The sequence below is a fragment of the Coleofasciculus sp. FACHB-712 genome, assembly GCF_014695635.1.
In the GTDB taxonomy this organism is placed as follows: domain Bacteria; phylum Cyanobacteriota; class Cyanobacteriia; order Cyanobacteriales; family FACHB-T130; genus FACHB-T130.
In genome coordinates, this window is the sequence record NZ_JACJOQ010000484.1 from 1 (window position 1) to 15939 (window position 15939).

Annotated in this window: 15 protein-coding genes; 7 read left to right on the top strand and 8 right to left on the bottom strand. The window is 47.1% G+C overall.

The annotated features are described in order from the left end of the window. The 3 genes from glyS to H6F50_RS15835 all read right to left on the bottom strand — a co-directional run. Positions 1-2078 (bottom strand): glycine--tRNA ligase subunit beta (gene glyS, locus H6F50_RS15830; RefSeq protein WP_190429432.1); only part of this gene is annotated, 2078 nt, incomplete at its 3' end. An 86-nt stretch (positions 2079-2164) separates the two neighbouring features. After that, the gene (locus H6F50_RS27640) at positions 2165-2293 is read right to left on the bottom strand and encodes a hypothetical protein (RefSeq protein ID WP_277879353.1); all 129 of its coding nucleotides are present in this window, start codon (positions 2291-2293) and stop codon (positions 2165-2167) included. A gap of 109 nt (positions 2294-2402) precedes the next feature. Next, complete coding sequence (locus tag H6F50_RS15835; protein ID WP_190412310.1) at positions 2403-3740, bottom strand: P-loop NTPase fold protein; 1338 nt, start codon at positions 3738-3740, stop codon at positions 2403-2405. Between the two features lie 686 nt (positions 3741-4426). On the opposite strand from H6F50_RS15835, the gene H6F50_RS15840 reads away from it, so the two are divergent. Together H6F50_RS15840 and ftsZ are read left to right on the top strand one after the other, a co-directional pair. Next, positions 4427-5296 (top strand): FtsQ-type POTRA domain-containing protein, encoded by an 870-nt coding sequence (locus H6F50_RS15840; protein ID WP_190429433.1) that lies wholly within the window; start codon positions 4427-4429, stop codon positions 5294-5296. A gap of 260 nt (positions 5297-5556) precedes the next feature. Further along, positions 5557-6837, top strand: coding sequence for a cell division protein FtsZ (gene ftsZ / locus H6F50_RS15845; RefSeq protein WP_190412850.1), 1281 nt, complete (start codon positions 5557-5559; stop codon positions 6835-6837). A 12-nt stretch (positions 6838-6849) separates the two neighbouring features. On the opposite strand, the gene H6F50_RS15850 is transcribed toward ftsZ, so the two are convergent. Continuing rightward, positions 6850-7053 (bottom strand): hypothetical protein, encoded by a 204-nt coding sequence (locus tag H6F50_RS15850; RefSeq protein WP_190412312.1) that lies wholly within the window; start codon positions 7051-7053, stop codon positions 6850-6852. Between the two features lie 301 nt (positions 7054-7354). Between H6F50_RS15850 and thiD the strand changes: the two genes are divergently transcribed. The 3 genes from thiD to H6F50_RS15865 all read left to right on the top strand — a co-directional run bounded on the left by thiD (position 7355) and on the right by H6F50_RS15865 (position 9657). Next, positions 7355-8182: a bifunctional hydroxymethylpyrimidine kinase/phosphomethylpyrimidine kinase gene (gene thiD / locus H6F50_RS15855; RefSeq protein ID WP_190429434.1), complete on the top strand. Its 828-nt coding sequence runs from the start codon at positions 7355-7357 to the stop codon at positions 8180-8182. Between the two features lie 153 nt (positions 8183-8335). Further along, on the top strand, positions 8336-8965 hold the full coding sequence (locus H6F50_RS15860) for a DUF3450 domain-containing protein (RefSeq protein ID WP_242029058.1): 630 nt from the start codon (positions 8336-8338) through the stop codon (positions 8963-8965). A 353-nt stretch (positions 8966-9318) separates the two neighbouring features. After that, positions 9319-9657, top strand: coding sequence for a P-II family nitrogen regulator (locus H6F50_RS15865; protein ID WP_190412314.1), 339 nt, complete (start codon positions 9319-9321; stop codon positions 9655-9657). Between the two features lies 1 nt (position 9658). On the opposite strand, the gene H6F50_RS15870 is transcribed toward H6F50_RS15865, so the two are convergent. Continuing rightward, a complete protein-coding gene (locus H6F50_RS15870; protein WP_190429435.1) occupies positions 9659-9820 on the bottom strand; it encodes a hypothetical protein in 162 nt (53 codons plus the stop codon). A 97-nt stretch (positions 9821-9917) separates the two neighbouring features. Beyond that, complete coding sequence (gene rdgB, locus H6F50_RS15875) at positions 9918-10499, bottom strand: RdgB/HAM1 family non-canonical purine NTP pyrophosphatase (RefSeq protein WP_190429436.1); 582 nt, start codon at positions 10497-10499, stop codon at positions 9918-9920. A gap of 262 nt (positions 10500-10761) precedes the next feature. Here rdgB and H6F50_RS15880 point away from each other — a divergent pair, with 262 nt between their 5' ends. Continuing rightward, positions 10762-12222 (top strand): hypothetical protein, encoded by a 1461-nt coding sequence (locus H6F50_RS15880; RefSeq protein ID WP_199292193.1) that lies wholly within the window; start codon positions 10762-10764, stop codon positions 12220-12222. Positions 12223-12732: 510 nt separating this feature from the next. Then, positions 12733-13533, top strand: coding sequence for a hypothetical protein (locus tag H6F50_RS15885; RefSeq protein WP_190412316.1), 801 nt, complete (start codon positions 12733-12735; stop codon positions 13531-13533). 386 nt (positions 13534-13919) lie between these two features. Here the strand turns inward: H6F50_RS15885 and H6F50_RS15890 are convergent, their stop codons facing one another. Both H6F50_RS15890 and devC read right to left on the bottom strand, forming a co-directional pair. Then, positions 13920-14630 carry a DevA family ABC transporter ATP-binding protein gene (locus H6F50_RS15890; RefSeq protein ID WP_190429437.1) on the bottom strand — a complete coding sequence of 237 codons (711 nt, stop codon included), beginning with the start codon at positions 14628-14630 and terminating at the stop codon, positions 13920-13922. 50 nt (positions 14631-14680) lie between these two features. Next, entirely contained in the window at positions 14681-15886 is a 1206-nt protein-coding gene (gene devC / locus H6F50_RS15895; RefSeq protein ID WP_190429438.1) for an ABC transporter permease DevC, read from the bottom strand. Between the last annotated feature and the right edge of the window lie 53 nt (positions 15887-15939).

The following is a 15939-nucleotide window of genomic DNA, read 5'->3' on the forward strand; positions in this document are numbered from 1 at the left end:
CGATTGCGCTTGATATTGGGATCGGCATCCATTACCAAAACACTTTCAGCACCATCAAAGAAAGTGCTAACAGTCGGGGCAATCTGCGCCAAACCATCCACTAATAGCTGGTAGTTTCGCTGTTCTTGAGATGCTTGAGTTTGCGGAACTATCTGCACTAAAGCATCATAAAAAGCTTGCTCTGATGCTTTCTGGAATAGTTCTGGACTCACCACCGTCTCTGGTTGTAACTGAGCTTTATCTAAATCGCCTTGGGCTGCTAAACGAGTCGAACGGTTGACAGTTTCGTAGATTTCATTCAGCTTGCCATTATTGCGAATTGTCTGGAGGAATAAAGCGCGATCGCGTACATCCAATAAGTCTCTTAACGCTCGTTCTGTATACTCCGGATCGTTTTCTCCCAGAACTGCATTCACCAAGTCATAATCAGTATTGCGCTCATCTTGTAGGAGATTGCGGATGCGTTGCAAGAAGAATTCCTGCAATTGCCGCACTAATTCCTCCGATTTTGTTTTCGGATATTTATCAACAAAATCAGCTACAACTTTTTGCAGTAATTGATGCAAATTAATCGGTAGGTCTGCTGCCCAAGTGATATTAATTACTGCATTCGCCGCACGACGTAAAGCAAAAGGATCGGAAGAACCTGTAGGCAGCATTCCCAACCCAAAGATACTGACCAAAGTATCCAACCTATCCGCTAAAGCGACAACTTGCCCTGTTATCGTTTGGGGTAAAGAATCTCCTGCACCTCGCGGCAAATAATGCTCAATAATTGCGGTTGCTACAGCCTCCGGTTCGCCACTTGCCAAGGCATATTTCTGTCCCATGATGCCTTGCAATTCGGGGAATTCTCCCACCATTTGAGTCACGAGATCCGCTTTACATAGCAAGGTGGCTCGTTCGATGTTGTTCCTGTCATCCACTCCTAATTGCAGTTGCTCGTTAATGTGACCAGCGATTTTAACCAACCGTTCCACTTTTTCCCGAACTGACCCTAAAGATTCTTGAAAGGTTACTTTTTCCAGTTGGGGTAAATAGTTTTCTAAAGGCTGGGACAAGTCAGCTTTATAAAAATACTGACCATCCGCTAATCGTGCCCGAATTACCCGTGCATTTCCTTCGGCGATAATGTCCGACTTCGCCGGGTCGCCATTAGAAATTGTGATGAAATAGGGAAGTAATTCTTTGGATTCTTCAGTTTTAAAAATTGGGAAATAACGCTGGTGAGTTACCATTACTGTGGTAATCACTTCAGTCGGAAGACTCAAGAATTCAGAATCAAATTTTCCGACAACTGCTGTGGGAAACTCTACTAAATGAGTGACCTCTTGCAGCAAATCCGGGTAGATTTCGGTGTAGCCATCCATCTTTTGAGCCGCAGCCTGGACTTGCTCTTGAATTTTGGTTTGACGCAATTCTGGATTCACTTCCACCGAAGCAGAACGCAAACAATCGACATAATCATCTGCCTGAGAAATCGTCACAGATTCGGGATGCAAAACCCGATGAGCGCGTGTAATGCGATCGCTCTTAATCGTCTCCGAACCATTGACTAACTCTATCGGCAGTACGGCATCATTTAATAAAGCCACCAACCACTCAATCGGTCGCGGAAACTTGATGTCCCCATCGCCCCACCGCATCAACCGCTTGCCTTCTAATCCAAAAATCCACTGGGAAACTAACTGGGTAAGAATTTCAGCAGTTGGGCGTCCGGGGATAGTTTGGCGGACAAAGACAAAATCACCTTTGTCGGTGGGGCGAATTTCTAAAGCGTTGAGTTCTACACCCAACTTCCGCGCAAACCCCTCTGCTGCTTTCGTGGGTTGCCCATCTTTAAACGCCGCCTGCGCGGGTGGCCCTTTGACTTCTTCTTCTCGATCCGGTTGCTGAGTGGGCAACCCTGCGATCAGCACCGCGAGGCGTCTAGGTGTGCCATAAACTTCAATCGCCTCGTGAGCCAAGCTATTTTCGGCGAGACTGGCAGGAATGCGCGATCGCCATTGCGCGATCGCATCATTCACAAAGCTTGCAGGTAATTCTTCTGTACCGACTTCCAATAAAAATGAACTCATAGCGCACTATCTTTAATTCTTCGGGGGCTGAACGTTACCAGCTAGTTTAAACAGTTTACCGCGCTGGGAATCCAGACAGGCTGCATCTAAAACGATGTCGAGTAGAGGCACAGCAATACCGTGCCCCTACTGGTAATCAGGTTGAGGAAGCGATCGCCTCCTCCGTACCCAGATTTAAGTCGATCTCTCCGATCGGGAACGTGGATTAAATCCACTTACACTCATTCACGCATTCACGTTCTGTAGGGGCGTGGCATTGCAATGCCCCTGCCATGCCCCTACCCAAAACAATCGGAGCGCGATCCTGACCCAATCCAAGATACATCACGCTTCTAAGGGGTGGAGAGCCACTAAAGACTTGAATTTTGGCGTCTCCATCAAAGCCGGATTCAGCCCAAACCAGCGCCCATTCTCATCCCGATATTCAAACACAAACATACTTCTGAGTAGCGTCTGATATTCTTTATCGCCCTTCACATTTTGCTGCTGCACCACCCGAAACAATAAGTCCCACTCCTCTTCATCAATCGCCAGCGCCAAATCATCACGGTATTCTTTAATCACATTCTCCAAACAAGCGCGGGAGAAGGGGGGATCTTCTTGCTGAAGACAGCTGTAAAGCAATCCCAGTAAGTTCCGCACATGACCGCCACTGACCCGGCACAACCGATCCAGCGTTTCAGAAGCATCAAAAACCTTGGTCAATAGCTCTAGGTGCTGCTGTTCGTTCGCTTCTGGGAAGGCTCGTACCATCACCATCTTTCGCAGCAACGTCATTCCTGCCTCGCAATCCCGACCATCGCGGTTCCGCACCGGCACCATTGGCAACACTTTGGGAGCAACCCCACCCCCCAAACGATTCTTCAAAGCTTCGTAATCGTTAGAGAAAATTAAGGACAAGGGGATCGTGTAAACGACATGGCAACTCAAGCGGCGTAACTGTGCCCCCCGGTCGATAAACAGATATTCTGGCAGGGTACCTCCCGAAGGCATCGGTCGAGGATCGACCCGATCCAGGTTATCGATAATCACCACCAAGCCTTTTTGACCGCGTCGCTTCAGTTCTTCGTTCGCCCGTTTCAGGATTTCTTCATTGATCGCTTTTAAAAAGCCTTCGGTGCGGGGTTCTAGGTACTGCCGCAACTGATCCCGCAGCTTAGGGCTATCTTTGGTTTTGGCAGTAATTTTGCCAATCCCCACAGATAATTGGGCTTCAGCGGAGACATCAATCGGAGTCTGCAAGATGTCTTTGATCTCGTTGAAGAGATTGGAAAAGTAACTTGGTTTGAGCCGAATCTGAATTTCTTCCAGGCTTTCACTGACTTGACGCGCGATCGCCAGCAAAATATCGCTGATATCGATATTCGCCATGTCTAATTCTTGACTGGACTCGAAATAAACCACATGAAATTGCTGCCGTTCTAACTCGGCTTTCAAGCGAAATAGCTCTGTAGACTTCCCACAGCCGATGTGTCCGGTAAATAGTTGACTGGTGGGATCGTCGGGTGAAATCCGGGCAATGGTTCGCCCCACCGCCTCAATAATTTTGCCACCTCGCACCGCTGAGAAATCGATATAGTAGGGACGATCTTCCGCCCTAGAGAAGATGAGCGTCTTCGCAGGGTTACAAGCCTTATAGAATCTCTCCAAATCCAATTTCATGCCGACCTCTTGAGTATGCAGATCAATCCCTGTACTGATTTTTGTACTGCTAGACAGCTTCCGTTAAAGCGACCCTAGTCGGACTGGAGGGGCGCACCCCTCTTGCACTGAGATAGATACATCCTGGTAGAGTTGAGGGGATTTGAGAGGAATGCTTCGCCCTGAGTCGTCTAACCACCGGCTACTTTGCGGCTATAACGCGATCGCTCTCAGCTTGGTTCTCAGATGCGCTTCGATTCAGGTCGAATTGCGATGATTGCCTCGCCGAATCGTGCCGAGTGAGCCAAAAAGCGATGGAAAAAGCCCAGATTTTGGCGGCGAAGAGCGATCCCCAATTTTAAATTCTTTTTCCGTAGTCTAAACAGAGTTCATAATGACCCGGTCACGTTAATATTTAGACGTTAGAATTTCCCGCTACAGTTCCTGATGAGCCGTACTGAAAAGAGAAAGAGATTCTGTTAACGTCCTGTTAGATGAAATTGCCGAGCGAACCGATCGTGACTTTCTCCCCGGTCAGCGGATTGGCGAGCATAGGGCGATAGCCCCGTCAGGAGGGGATAGTCGGAACTCCCAAGCGCTCTGTTTAAGTTAAAGAAGGACGCGCCTAAACTTACGGCGAACCACCATCAAGCTGTGTTGAGTGCAGTCTACCTCAAGCACCACAAACTCCCGATTGAGAAGTTAGGATGACAAGCATCGCATCAGTATCACAAACCGAATTGAGCCAACGGCGTCAAAAACTACGTCGCCAACGACGGATAAAATCTTTTCAAGCGATGTGGCGAGCGATCTTCGTCGCCGGTTTAGCAGGCAGTTTAGTTTGGGTGACAACTTTACCCGCTTGGGTGATCCGCAAACCCGATCAAATTGCGATTGAGGGCAATAAAACGCTTTCAATCCAAGCGATTCGGTCGCTGCTGCCCCTATCTTACCCTCAGTATTTGCTGCGGCTACAGCCGCAAATCATCGCCGATAAGTTGGAATTACAACCTGCCATCAAGGAAGCTACCGTTACCCGGCAAATGTTGCCGCCAGGACTCACCGTACAAGTTACGGAACGACAGCCAGTCGCGATCGCCCTCCGCACTCGCCACGCCAAATCTTCCACTTCCAGCCAAACCTCCTCAAATAGCAAAACGCGATCGCAGCCGGTATTGGGATTGTTGGACGAACAAGGCGTCTGGATGCCCTTAGAAAGCTACACCGAACTAGAGCGCACCATTCCCTTGCCGACCTTAAAAATCATTGGCTATCGGGATGAATATCGCCCCTACTGGTCGGCACTTTACCAAGCCGTTAGCCGCAGTCCGGTCAAAGTATTTGAAATTGATTGGCAAAACCCAGCCAATTTAATTCTGAAAACCGAGCAAGGATGGGTACATTGTGGTGCTTACACTTCTCGGTTTGCCTATCAGCTCACCGTCCTCGATCGAATGCGAGATTTGCCAGCACATTTTTCAACCAGCGAAATTGCCTATATTGACCTCAAAAACCCCGAATCCCCAGCAATTCAAATGAAAAAAGGCAACCCTTCCAAAAAAACCAAAACCTTATAAGCTTGGAAGGAACGCGAGTTCTGGCTTTAGGCAGAAGGCGTCTTTTGAGCTAAATTCATTCTTCATCCTGCCAAGAGCGCATCTACTTTACGAATATCCTTCATCTTTTAGTAGGATCAGCCTTCAGACAGTTGACTCTAGACCTCTTCAAGAACGTCAATGCACTATGACTCTCATTGGTTTTAAGGGTCAACTTACCCTATAGTTGACTCATATCGCTACCTAAACTAAAAAGTTGTTTATTGACCCTTTCTATTGCAATGACGCTCAATAGTAAACCAGGGCTTGCCCACCAAAACTCAAATCCCTCAGGGAACGCAGGTCGTTCACCCGCAGTGGACGGCGCGAATCCTTTTAATAACACCGTGTTACATTTAGGCCATAATCACGATGCTAACGGAACACCCAGGGAAGAATCTAGGAGTGACAACATCGTGCTAGGTAGCGTCGCCAAAATTAAAGTCATTGGTGTTGGTGGGGGTGGGGGCAATGCGGTGAACCGCATGATTGCCAGTGATGTCAGTGGCGTAGAGTTTTGGTCAATCAATACTGATGCTCAATCGCTGTCTCACTCCTCGGCTGCTAAACGCTTGCAAATGGGACAGAAGTTAACGCGAGGTTTAGGTGCTGGAGGTAATCCTGCCATTGGTCAAAAGGCAGCAGAAGAATCGCGCGACGAGATCGCTCATGCCTTAGAAAACACCGATCTCGTATTTATTACCGCTGGGATGGGAGGCGGTACGGGTACGGGTGCAGCCCCGATTGTGGCAGAAGTTGCCAAAGAAATGGGAGCCTTAACGGTGGGTGTTGTCACTCGTCCTTTCACCTTTGAGGGACGCCGTCGCACTTCTCAGGCAGATGAAGGCATTGCCGCTTTGCAGGGTCGGGTAGATACGCTCATCGTCATCCCTAACGATAAGCTGCTGGCAGTGATTCCAGAAACCATGCCGGTTCAAGATGCTTTTCGCGTCGCCGATGATATCTTGCGTCAAGGTGTGCAAGGGATATCGGATATTATTACGATTCCCGGACTGGTCAATGTAGACTTTGCAGATGTCCGAGCCGTGATGGCAGATGCGGGATCGGCAATGATGGGGATTGGCGTGGGTTCTGGGAAATCGAGAGCCAGAGAAGCCGCCGTCGCCGCAATTTCCTCACCGTTGCTAGAGTCTTCGATTGAAGGAGCCAGAGGGGTTGTCTTTAACATTACCGGCGGTAGCGACCTGACGCTGCACGAAGTGAATGCCGCAGCCGAAACAATCTATGAAGTGGTCGATCCGAATGCGAATATCATTTTCGGGGCAGTGATCGATGACCGGATGCAAGGTGAGGTAAGAATTACCGTCATTGCGACTGGATTTAGCGGGGAAACTCAGTCTACACCGGCGGCGAGGGAGGCACGCACTTCCAGACAGCCACAGCGACCCATTGCACCGTCACCCGTTCCTCCTTCTACCCCCACGTTTGAGCCTAAACCTCAACAACAAGGTGGAGGATTGGATATTCCGGAATTTCTCCAAAGACGGCGTCCGCAACGCTAGAAGAATTAAAAATTAAAAATGGAACATTTCCTTTTTAATTTTTAATTGATGCGTGGGCAATCCAGCCTTAGTTAGCAGGGTGCGAAATTCTTCTAAACTTCCACGAAGCCGATTGAATTCGGTAGAAGTTCCGAATTCAATGATTACCTGTCCCAAAAGTGGGAAGACTTGACTGATTACAGGAGCGATCGCTACATCCATGCTCTCACGCCGCACGAATTTCCCCTCCTAAACTGGAAATCAGTGCGGCTCATCGTATATTTCCTCTAATTAGGTCTTTAGGCACATAACCCAGTTCTACCCGCTTCTCAAGGGCAGCATTGCAATAATTTGCCGACGATCAGCAAATTGTAAATTGAGCAGCACTCGATTTGCAGCAATTTGTAAAATCTAATCATTCAATTCAATTTAGATTGGGATTGGTTTCATCAAAATTTAGAGTAAAAGTAATTGTTAGTAGTCCTTCATTTGCGGGTATTAACTAATTACCCATTTCGCTTACCCATTCCTCATTCCTATGACCGTTAAAAACCCTTCAAGCGTACCTGTTGCTCTCACAATTGCCGGTTCTGATAGCGGCGGCGGTGCTGGCATTCAGGCCGATTTACGGACATTTGCCTTTCACTGCGTTCACGGCACCAGTGCTATTACTTGCGTGACAGCGCAGAATACGCTGGGAGTCACGCGGGTGGATGCTTTACCGACAGCAGCAATTGTCGCCCAGATTGAGGCTGTGGTGACGGATATTGGCGTCCAAGCAGCGAAAACGGGGATGTTGCTGAATGGGGAGATTATTGCGGCTGTAGCGCAAGCTGTGGAAGCTTTCAAACTGGACAAATTAGTCGTCGATCCCGTTATGGTATCGCGCACGGGTGCCCAACTGATTGACAATGACGCTGTGGCAACGTTGCGGGATGTCTTAATCCCCAAAGCAGCGATTGTGACCCCCAACCGCTACGAAGCTCAATTACTGAGCGGATTGCCGATTCATACCTTGGATGATATGCGCTCTGCTGCCCAACGGATTTATCATTTGGGAGGTGGTGCGGCTGTATTAGTGAAAGGAGGGGGGATGGAGGGAAATCTACGCGGCATCGATATCTGGTTCGATGGGCACCATCTGGAAACCTTGAAAACCGCAACCGTAGAGACGACCAATACTCACGGCACAGGGTGTACGCTCAGTAGCGCGATCGCGGCTAATCTAGCCTTGGGCAAAGATCGGTGGTCTGCGGTTCAAAAAGCCAAAGATTATGTCACTACTGCTCTAAAATACGCTTTAGCCATTGGTCAGGGTCAGGGGCCAGTGGGACACTTTTTTCCCCTCCTACAATCGGAGAATTAAAACAATCGGAGAAGACAAAGGTTATAGCAATGACACCGTAAAGATCGATTGGGGCACATTCCTAGTTGATTAAATAGCAAATTTGTTAAAAAATGGCTGTCAGAGTCGCCTCACTTTCCATTATTGTTGCCTTACCAAACTTAAACTAAATCCATGATGTCTAATCCCTCGACCCGCTCGCCAATGCAAAATGCTTATATTTCTGAGCAGACTCCCCAAAGCCCAATGAATACCTACCGTCCCTCAGTGCCAATTTCGGTTTACAAAGAACTCTCAGCAGAGTTACAAACAGCGCAAGCGATGCTGGACTCGCTGAATTCCCAAAATCAGCAGTTAGCCAAAGAAAATCAACAGCTGCGCCAAGAAATCGAAAAAGTTGTTCAGTCAGCTTTGCACGCACAACAGGTGGTCACTTCGTTTCCCTCCGGGAGTCGAGTTGAAGTTCCCCCTCCCTCCATTGAACCGGAAATTCGGACTGCACCAAACGCAACACCTAAGCGGCGTCCTCCGCAGCCTCCTCGTCCTCCTCGTTCAGCTGCGATCGCTCCGCCAGTGGAAGTTCTACCTCCTTCCCCTCCCAAAGCGGAACCAGCACCATTACCTGATTTTTCAGAAAGCTTGGTAATCGAACAAGAAGAAGGTCGGTATCGTCGCCCAACTCAGCCAGAGCGTTCCGCAGATGTGAGTGGCTGGTGGTTAATCATCGTCATCTTTTTGATTGTGGCGACAGCGTTTGGCACTGGCTTTTTGATTGTGCGTCCGCTTTTGAACAATAGTCGTTGAGCTTGCTGGTTGACGGCTGAAAGATTAACTCTGCTAGGAGTCGGAAGAACCGGGTGCATCTGCCTGGAACAACCGCTTTGATACAAATGGGAAAATATTTCCAAACCCGCGCATCTTCACTGTACTGTCTAGTCAACGATGTCTAGTTAACGAGTCAGCGATATCTAGAGAAACCCCTTAGTTAGGGTTGGCACAATGGATGCCTCTGGCAGGAGTGAAGAGCAATATGTATCATATAATACAAAAATCTTTGTTTGAGCAGTGATAAAACATAGCCGCCGCTTTACGAGTACCTTTGGTTGTACAAATTGATTGTACAGATCAAATCCAGAACGAACTGAGGAGTTAGAAGCTTGAAAAAAGTTGAAGCGATTATCCGGCCTTTTAAACTCGACGAAGTTAAAATTGCGCTAGTCAATGCGGGAATTGTGGGAATGACCGTTTCTGAAGTCCGAGGATTTGGGCGGCAGAAAGGCCAAACCGAACGTTATCGCGGTTCCGAGTACACGGTTGAGTTTCTGCAAAAACTTAAAGTAGAGATCGTTGTTGAAGACAGCCAGGTTGATATGGTGATTGAGAAAATCATTGCCGCTGCCCGAACGGGTGAAATCGGTGATGGTAAGATTTTTGTCAGCCCGGTAGAGCAGGTCATCAGAATTCGGACGGGGGAAAAGAATCTGGAAGCTGTCTAAGTCAGGACTGAGGACTGAGGGCTGAGGACTGAGGGCTGAGGACTGAGGGCTGAGGACTGAGGACTGAGGGCTGAGGACTGAGGACTGAGGGCTGAGGACTGAGGACTGAGGGCTGAGGGCTGAGGACTGAGGGCTGAGGACTGAGGGCTGAGGACTGAGTCATCAAGGTTAGAGGTCAGGAGTCATTAAAAATCAGAAATTAGAATTTTTGGCGAGCGCAAAATTCTGATTTCTGGTTACTGGATTTCTAACTTCTGGACTCAACCCTCAGTCTTTAAAGTCTGTAGCTGGGGTAAGAGAATTTTAAAAGCTTGACCGCGATGGCTCCACTGGCGCTTCAACTCAGGAGTCATTTCCGCAAAGGTCATTTGCTCTTTGGGAACGTAAAAAATTGGATCGTAGCCGAATCCTCCCGTACCGCGAGGGGCGTGGAGAATTTCGCCGCGGCAAACTCCTTCGGCTTGCAGGACGATCGCGCCATCGGGACGAGCGATCGCGATCGCACACACAAATTGGGCTTCCCGATTCAGTTCGTTGCCAAGTTCATTCAACAGGCGTTCAATTCGATCGGGGTCGGTTTTGCCGTAACGAGCGGAATAAATACCAGGTGCGCCCTCTAAGGCGTCTACTTCCAAGCCAGAATCATCTGCGATCGCCCACTCTCCAGTCGCCTCTGCCACCTGGGATGCCTTCAGACAAGCGTTAGCCATGAAGGTGTCACCCGATTCCTCAATCTCCAGTTCCTCTGGCTTCAGGGTCAATTCCCAGCCAAATCCGCTTAAATACTTCTGCATCTCTCGCAGCTTGCCTGGATTTCCCGTAGCGACTACCAACACAGTCATCGCGATCGCTCCCTTGCTGAAATAAATAAACGCCTACACGATTATAGAAACCTGTTTTTGCAGAAGTTAAATTTTTTGGCTGGCGATCGCTATCTGAAACTTGTAAAAAATCACCCATTCAGGTGAACGAAACAGCGGAACTAACTCGCACGATAGCAGCGTCAAGCGTTTTATCTGCTATATGCATTCGATGAGCGTTGGAGTGCCGCTCGTCTCACCTAACACGCTCTCCGCTTGCAAAAACAACTCTATTGAGGTTTCTATGAGACAGATTTTCAAAAAACACTCCAAAGCCGTAAACCCCGGTGAAACAGTTCACCAGTCCGAGCGAATTTTTGCCGTTTTAGTTCTAACTGGCGTCCTGTCTTTAGGCGCAGGTCTGACACTGTTACAAACCGCATTTGCTGCCCCAGCCGGACTTTCTGAGTCTATCACCAGACTGGTTAAGGTTAAAGACCAGAAAGTGGGGCAAAATCTTGACCGTAAGCAAGCTAATCGCTTACCGCCTCGAATTGCTAACGCTGTTCGTCAAGATTTGTCGCGTCAAACTGGCATCGCTCCGGGAAAGCTCAAGATTACTCAGTTTAGCCAGGAAACTTGGCCTGATGGCTGTTTAGGACTTCCGAAATTGGGTGAATTTTGTACTCAAGCATTAGTTCCCGGTTGGCGTGTTGTCGTGTCTAGCAATAACAAAACTTGGGTCTATCGCACCAATTCTACAGGGCAAGTTTTACGTCAAGAAAAGTCGAATACTCCTGGCAGTAACATCCCAGGAAACTTCCCCAAATCTGTTGCCAATGCTGTGATTTCTGATGCCTCCACGCAGCTGGGTTTGCCGGTAAACCAGATTCGCGTCGTCCAGGCCGAACAGAAGACTTGGCCTGATGCGTGTCTAGGGATTTACGCACCTGATATTTTGTGTGCGCCAGCGACAGTAGAAGGGTGGCAGGTGACGGTAGAAGCCAGCGGAAAACGCTTGGTCTATCGCACGAATGCAGCTGGTTCTGTCGTGAAGGTGGATCAACTCGCGAGTTTGCCGAATTCCGTTCGAGATGCAGTCTTAAGGGAAGCTTCCAGACAGTTCAAAGTGCCCACTACCGAACTCAGCATCGTTCAAGCTCAACAGTACAATTGGGATAGCTGTCTGGGTTTGGGCGGTATTAACGAGAGTTGTCTTACTAATGCAATACCTGGGTGGCAAGTGACTGTACAAAGCAAGCTACAACTGTTGGTTTATCACACCAACAGCGATGGTTCCATTATTAAGTTCAATCAAGCAGCAAGTAAACTAAGCGATGCTGGTATCCTCAAGCCAATGCCAATCCCGACTAGCGAACTACCACCATCCTTAGATAAAAATGTGGTGTTTCGAGCGATTGCCAGTGGCGGTTTTACTGGCAGAACCTACGAAACTGTTTTATTGAATGACGGAAGCTTGATGCGGGTTCGCATCGGCGATGCTAATGACTCCGAACGTAGCGTTCTCCGCATTCCTGTGCAACAGGTACGACAGTTTCAGCAAATGCTAGAACGGCAGCAATTTGCCCAATTTAAGAACCTGAGTTACCCAGCACCCAGCGGTGCTGCCGATCACATCACCTACACCCTTAGCAGCCGCAAGGGTACAGTTCGCTACACCGAGATTAATCAAGGGAGTTTGCCTGCACCTTTAGAGAAGGTGATCCAAACCTGGAATCAGCTTGGCAGCAGCGCCCAAAGATAAGATCGGGCAGAATCTAGATACTCTCATTCTTAGCCAATAGGGAAAGCAGCCCCAGACTGGGGCTGCTTTCCCTATTGGCTGATATCTTGCCAGTGAAGCAACTGAATAACACAGGGATTGCTGTTTGGCGATCGCTAAACAATTCCGGCTACCGATCCTTGAGGAAGGTGTTTTGGCGATCGCGACGACTTTTCAAGGGTTTCAAGAGTTTTAGAGAGCCTTGCCAATCGGTGTTTTTGCCAAAGCTCCCGTGAGTGCAGTTTACAACCAACGATGAAAGTCTCTGTAGTTTCGCCTAGTCCGTGCGATCGCGCCGTTGCGCTAACAGCACGTTAAAGTCAGCTCTAATGAAGTGTGATTTGGGTCTAAACTAAGAGTCGAGCTGCTTTCCGAAAAATGATTTGACAGAATTTCACACTTGATTATTTATCTTTCATACTTTTTACTTTGTAATTTCTGCTTTTTTGGGCATCCTGAAAATAGACATGAATTTTTTTTAGGCTAGCGACTATGTCCACTCCGTTCCTTATTGTAGATTTGCGATTGGCTCAAACCCCTGCCAAGAAGGCTCAACCTAAAGCCCCTGCCAAAAAAACTCAAACCGCCCAACCAGCAGCCGCAGCCGCCAACGCTCAACCTGCGCCCATCTGGATGTACACTTCCGGAGGACTGCTGTTACTTCTCATTGCTGGAGCAGTATTTGTCAAGCTTAAAAAGGATGAGATGGCAAAGAAAGCCAAGATCCAGGATTTTAAAGTCAAAGACCTCCAGAAAAAGTTAAAGTTGGCGCTTGACTCTATTCATAGAATGGAAAGCAATCCTGACTTGGTTAACTCACGCGAATTCAACCTGGATTACCTCAGAATGCGAATGGATGAAGAGGTATTTCACTTTGCCATTGTTAATCAAATCAAAGTCAGAGTAAAAGACTTAATCACTATCGCCCTGCGTCCTACCCAAGCATCACAAGCCTCAGTGGGCATTGCCAGTACAGCGGGACGCCAAGTTGATGAGATTTTTGATGTCATTTATGAGACGGGAGAGGGGACGAAGCGCTCTAAGCGGGTGCTTTTCCGCATTCAAATCAAGTTAATGAAATTACCTACCCAAGCGACTTCTGCTACGATTAGCCAAATTATTGATTGTATTGAAACATTCCTCAGTCCAGCGGAAGACCACGATACTTGGCAACCCACAATTCAGGGTCGCCTTGCAAAACTACAATGGGATCAAAAAGCCAAACCGACACCACTATTGGTGCTAGAACAATTAAGTGAAGGTGGCAATGTCACTATTCGCACGAAGCGCTAGGATGTTGAGGAATAAGTTTTTTTCCATCAGCAACCAGGGTGGATTCTGCTTAGTTATTCTTTAGTGACATCTTGCTCCGGGCAGTTGAAACCGCACAGCGATAGGAAGCACGCAAACGAAACCTGCCGAGAGCAGGTTACAAAACCCTTGTTTTCGGTTAGTCCGCGCTTTTAGATTTGGAATGCAATCGTCCCAGCATTCTATTCTGAGAGCTTGATGCAAGATATGAGCTTAGTTACAATCATCTCTAAACAAAAGGCTTTCTTGAAGTGTAGATGGCAAATGAAAAGATTGCCTTTTGTAGAATGAGCCATTCGCCAAAAACCATCTAGTGTATCAAGAGAAATCAACCCACTTTAATCGGATTTTCCACTCAGAAATCTGACTTAAGCAGGCGTTTTTTCGGAAATAATTGTATCGCGGACTAGACGCCCATCTTCCATGTGAATAATTCGGTCAGCAACATCTAAAATACGATTGTCGTGAGTTACCATCAAAATCGTACATCCTTGTTCCTTTGCCAATCGCTGCATCAGCTCGACAACATCGCGACCGGACTTACTATCTAAAGCAGCAGTAGGTTCGTCAGCTAATACTAATTTAGGATGACTCACTAAAGCACGCGCGATCGCTACCCGTTGTTTTTGTCCCCCAGAAAGATTCTCCGGGTAGTAATTTATGCGATCGCCTAACCCCACCGCTTCCAACATCGCGGCTGACCTGGTTGCAGCTTCCTGTGACGGAATATCCCGATGCAGTTCCACCGACATTTGCACGTTCTGTCGCGCTGTTAGGCACTTCAGCAAATTGTGAGCTTGAAAAATATAGCCTATGTGCCGCCGCACCTGTACCATTTGGCTTTTAGAAGCTCCAATTAGTTCCTGTCCTAATACTTTCAGGCTACCTTCTTGAGGAGACCTTAAACTGCCCATTAAAGTCAATAATGTGGTTTTTCCTGACCCTGATGGCCCGGTCATGATTGTAATTTCTCCCGGTTGCATTTCCAGATTTATATCAAATAAAATTTGTTTTCTGAGCGAACCTTTGCCAAAGTAATAATTGAGATTTTTAATTACAACAATCGGTTCTTGCAGCATAATTTTTCAATTTCATTAAAATTAGCAACTAGCTATGTTAAAAATACCCTTTAAAAAATATCAGCGGGATCGGCAGCTCGTAGCTTACGGACTGCGATCGCACCTGAAATCAAGCACATAAAAATAGTTAAAAGCAACACTAGGGTTGCTCGAACAACAGTCATTGCAATCGGTAAATTTGTACCCCCTTTTATAAAAATATAAAGCCCTGACGCTAACGAAAAGCCAGGAATATAACCTAAAACTGATAAAATTAAAGCTTCTTGAAAAACAACAATTAGTAAGTATAAATCCGTATAGCCTATCGCTTTTAACGTAGCATATTCAGCTAGATGATCGGCAACATCAGTGTATAGGATTTGGTAGACAATAACTGTACCAACAACAAATCCCATTAAGGTTCCTAAACCAAAAATGAATCCAATTGATGTACTGGTTTGCCAATATGTCTTTTCAAACTCAATAAATTCTTCATGGGACAAAATTTGTACATCTGTACAATCTTTATTCATATTTTTTAAGTCTTGGCATTTTTCATCATTCTTCTTTAAATTAAAAGACTCCTTCATATTTTGAATAACTTGACTTACATCCGCACCGGCTTCTAAATTAACCACTCCAATATCAATCAATCCTCTCTGTCGTCTAGGGAACATCCGAAAAAAGTTCAAATCGCTCGTTATCAGATTACCATCGGCTCCAAATGATGCGCCTAGCGTGAATAAGCCTTGTACTTTGACGCGACGGCTTTCTACTTCTGTTTCAACAGTTTTTCCCTGCTTAAACCAATCACCAACTGCCCCAAATTCTGGACGAGACGCTTCATCAAATAAAACAACATCTGGAAGTTTAATTTTATCTCGGTTATTTTTAACTTCGGGTAAATTTAGAATTTCTGCTGCGGGATTAAATCCAATTACCATCAATTGGCGAGTGCGGCGATTTTCTGGATTTTTCCACAAGCCAAAGCCAAGATATACTGGACTGACCGATTCTACTCCGTCAAAGCTGAGAGCTTGATACAGTCGCCGCTGTGGGAAACTTTTCATGGCAATCAAAGCCGTGGACTGGGAACTGACCAAAAAAACGTCCCCCTGCATATTTTCATGCAAGCTTACGGAGCTTTGAAAAAGGGCATCGCGAAACCCTAACTGCACAAACATCAAAATGTCAGCAAAACCAATACCGGCAAGTGCCACCAGCAGCCGCATTTTTTCACGGGTAAGCTGTAACCAGGCTAGAGGAATTTTTGGCATGATTCTACAAAACTTGTTGGCAAGGGGCTAATGGCTAATTGTTAAAAAGCCAT

What these genes read in the sequence shown, in the direction of transcription:
- H6F50_RS15835 (WP_190412310.1), bottom strand. Translation starts at nt 3,740, where the DNA reads ATGAAATTGGATTTGGAGAGATTCTATAAGGCTTGTAACCCTGCGAAG.
- H6F50_RS15840 (WP_190429433.1), top strand. Translation starts at nt 4,427, where the DNA reads ATGACAAGCATCGCATCAGTATCACAAACCGAATTGAGCCAACGGCGT.
- ftsZ (WP_190412850.1), top strand. Translation starts at nt 5,557, where the DNA reads ATGACGCTCAATAGTAAACCAGGGCTTGCCCACCAAAACTCAAATCCC.
- thiD (WP_190429434.1), top strand. Translation starts at nt 7,355, where the DNA reads ATGACCGTTAAAAACCCTTCAAGCGTACCTGTTGCTCTCACAATTGCC.
- H6F50_RS15860 (WP_242029058.1), top strand. Translation starts at nt 8,336, where the DNA reads ATGATGTCTAATCCCTCGACCCGCTCGCCAATGCAAAATGCTTATATT.
- H6F50_RS15870 (WP_190429435.1), bottom strand. Translation starts at nt 9,820, where the DNA reads ATGACTCAGTCCTCAGCCCTCAGTCCTCAGCCCTCAGTCCTCAGCCCT.
- rdgB (WP_190429436.1), bottom strand. Translation starts at nt 10,499, where the DNA reads ATGACTGTGTTGGTAGTCGCTACGGGAAATCCAGGCAAGCTGCGAGAG.
- H6F50_RS15880 (WP_199292193.1), top strand. Translation starts at nt 10,762, where the DNA reads ATGAGACAGATTTTCAAAAAACACTCCAAAGCCGTAAACCCCGGTGAA.
- H6F50_RS15885 (WP_190412316.1), top strand. Translation starts at nt 12,733, where the DNA reads ATGTCCACTCCGTTCCTTATTGTAGATTTGCGATTGGCTCAAACCCCT.
- H6F50_RS15890 (WP_190429437.1), bottom strand. Translation starts at nt 14,630, where the DNA reads ATGCTGCAAGAACCGATTGTTGTAATTAAAAATCTCAATTATTACTTT.
- devC (WP_190429438.1), bottom strand. Translation starts at nt 15,886, where the DNA reads ATGCCAAAAATTCCTCTAGCCTGGTTACAGCTTACCCGTGAAAAAATG.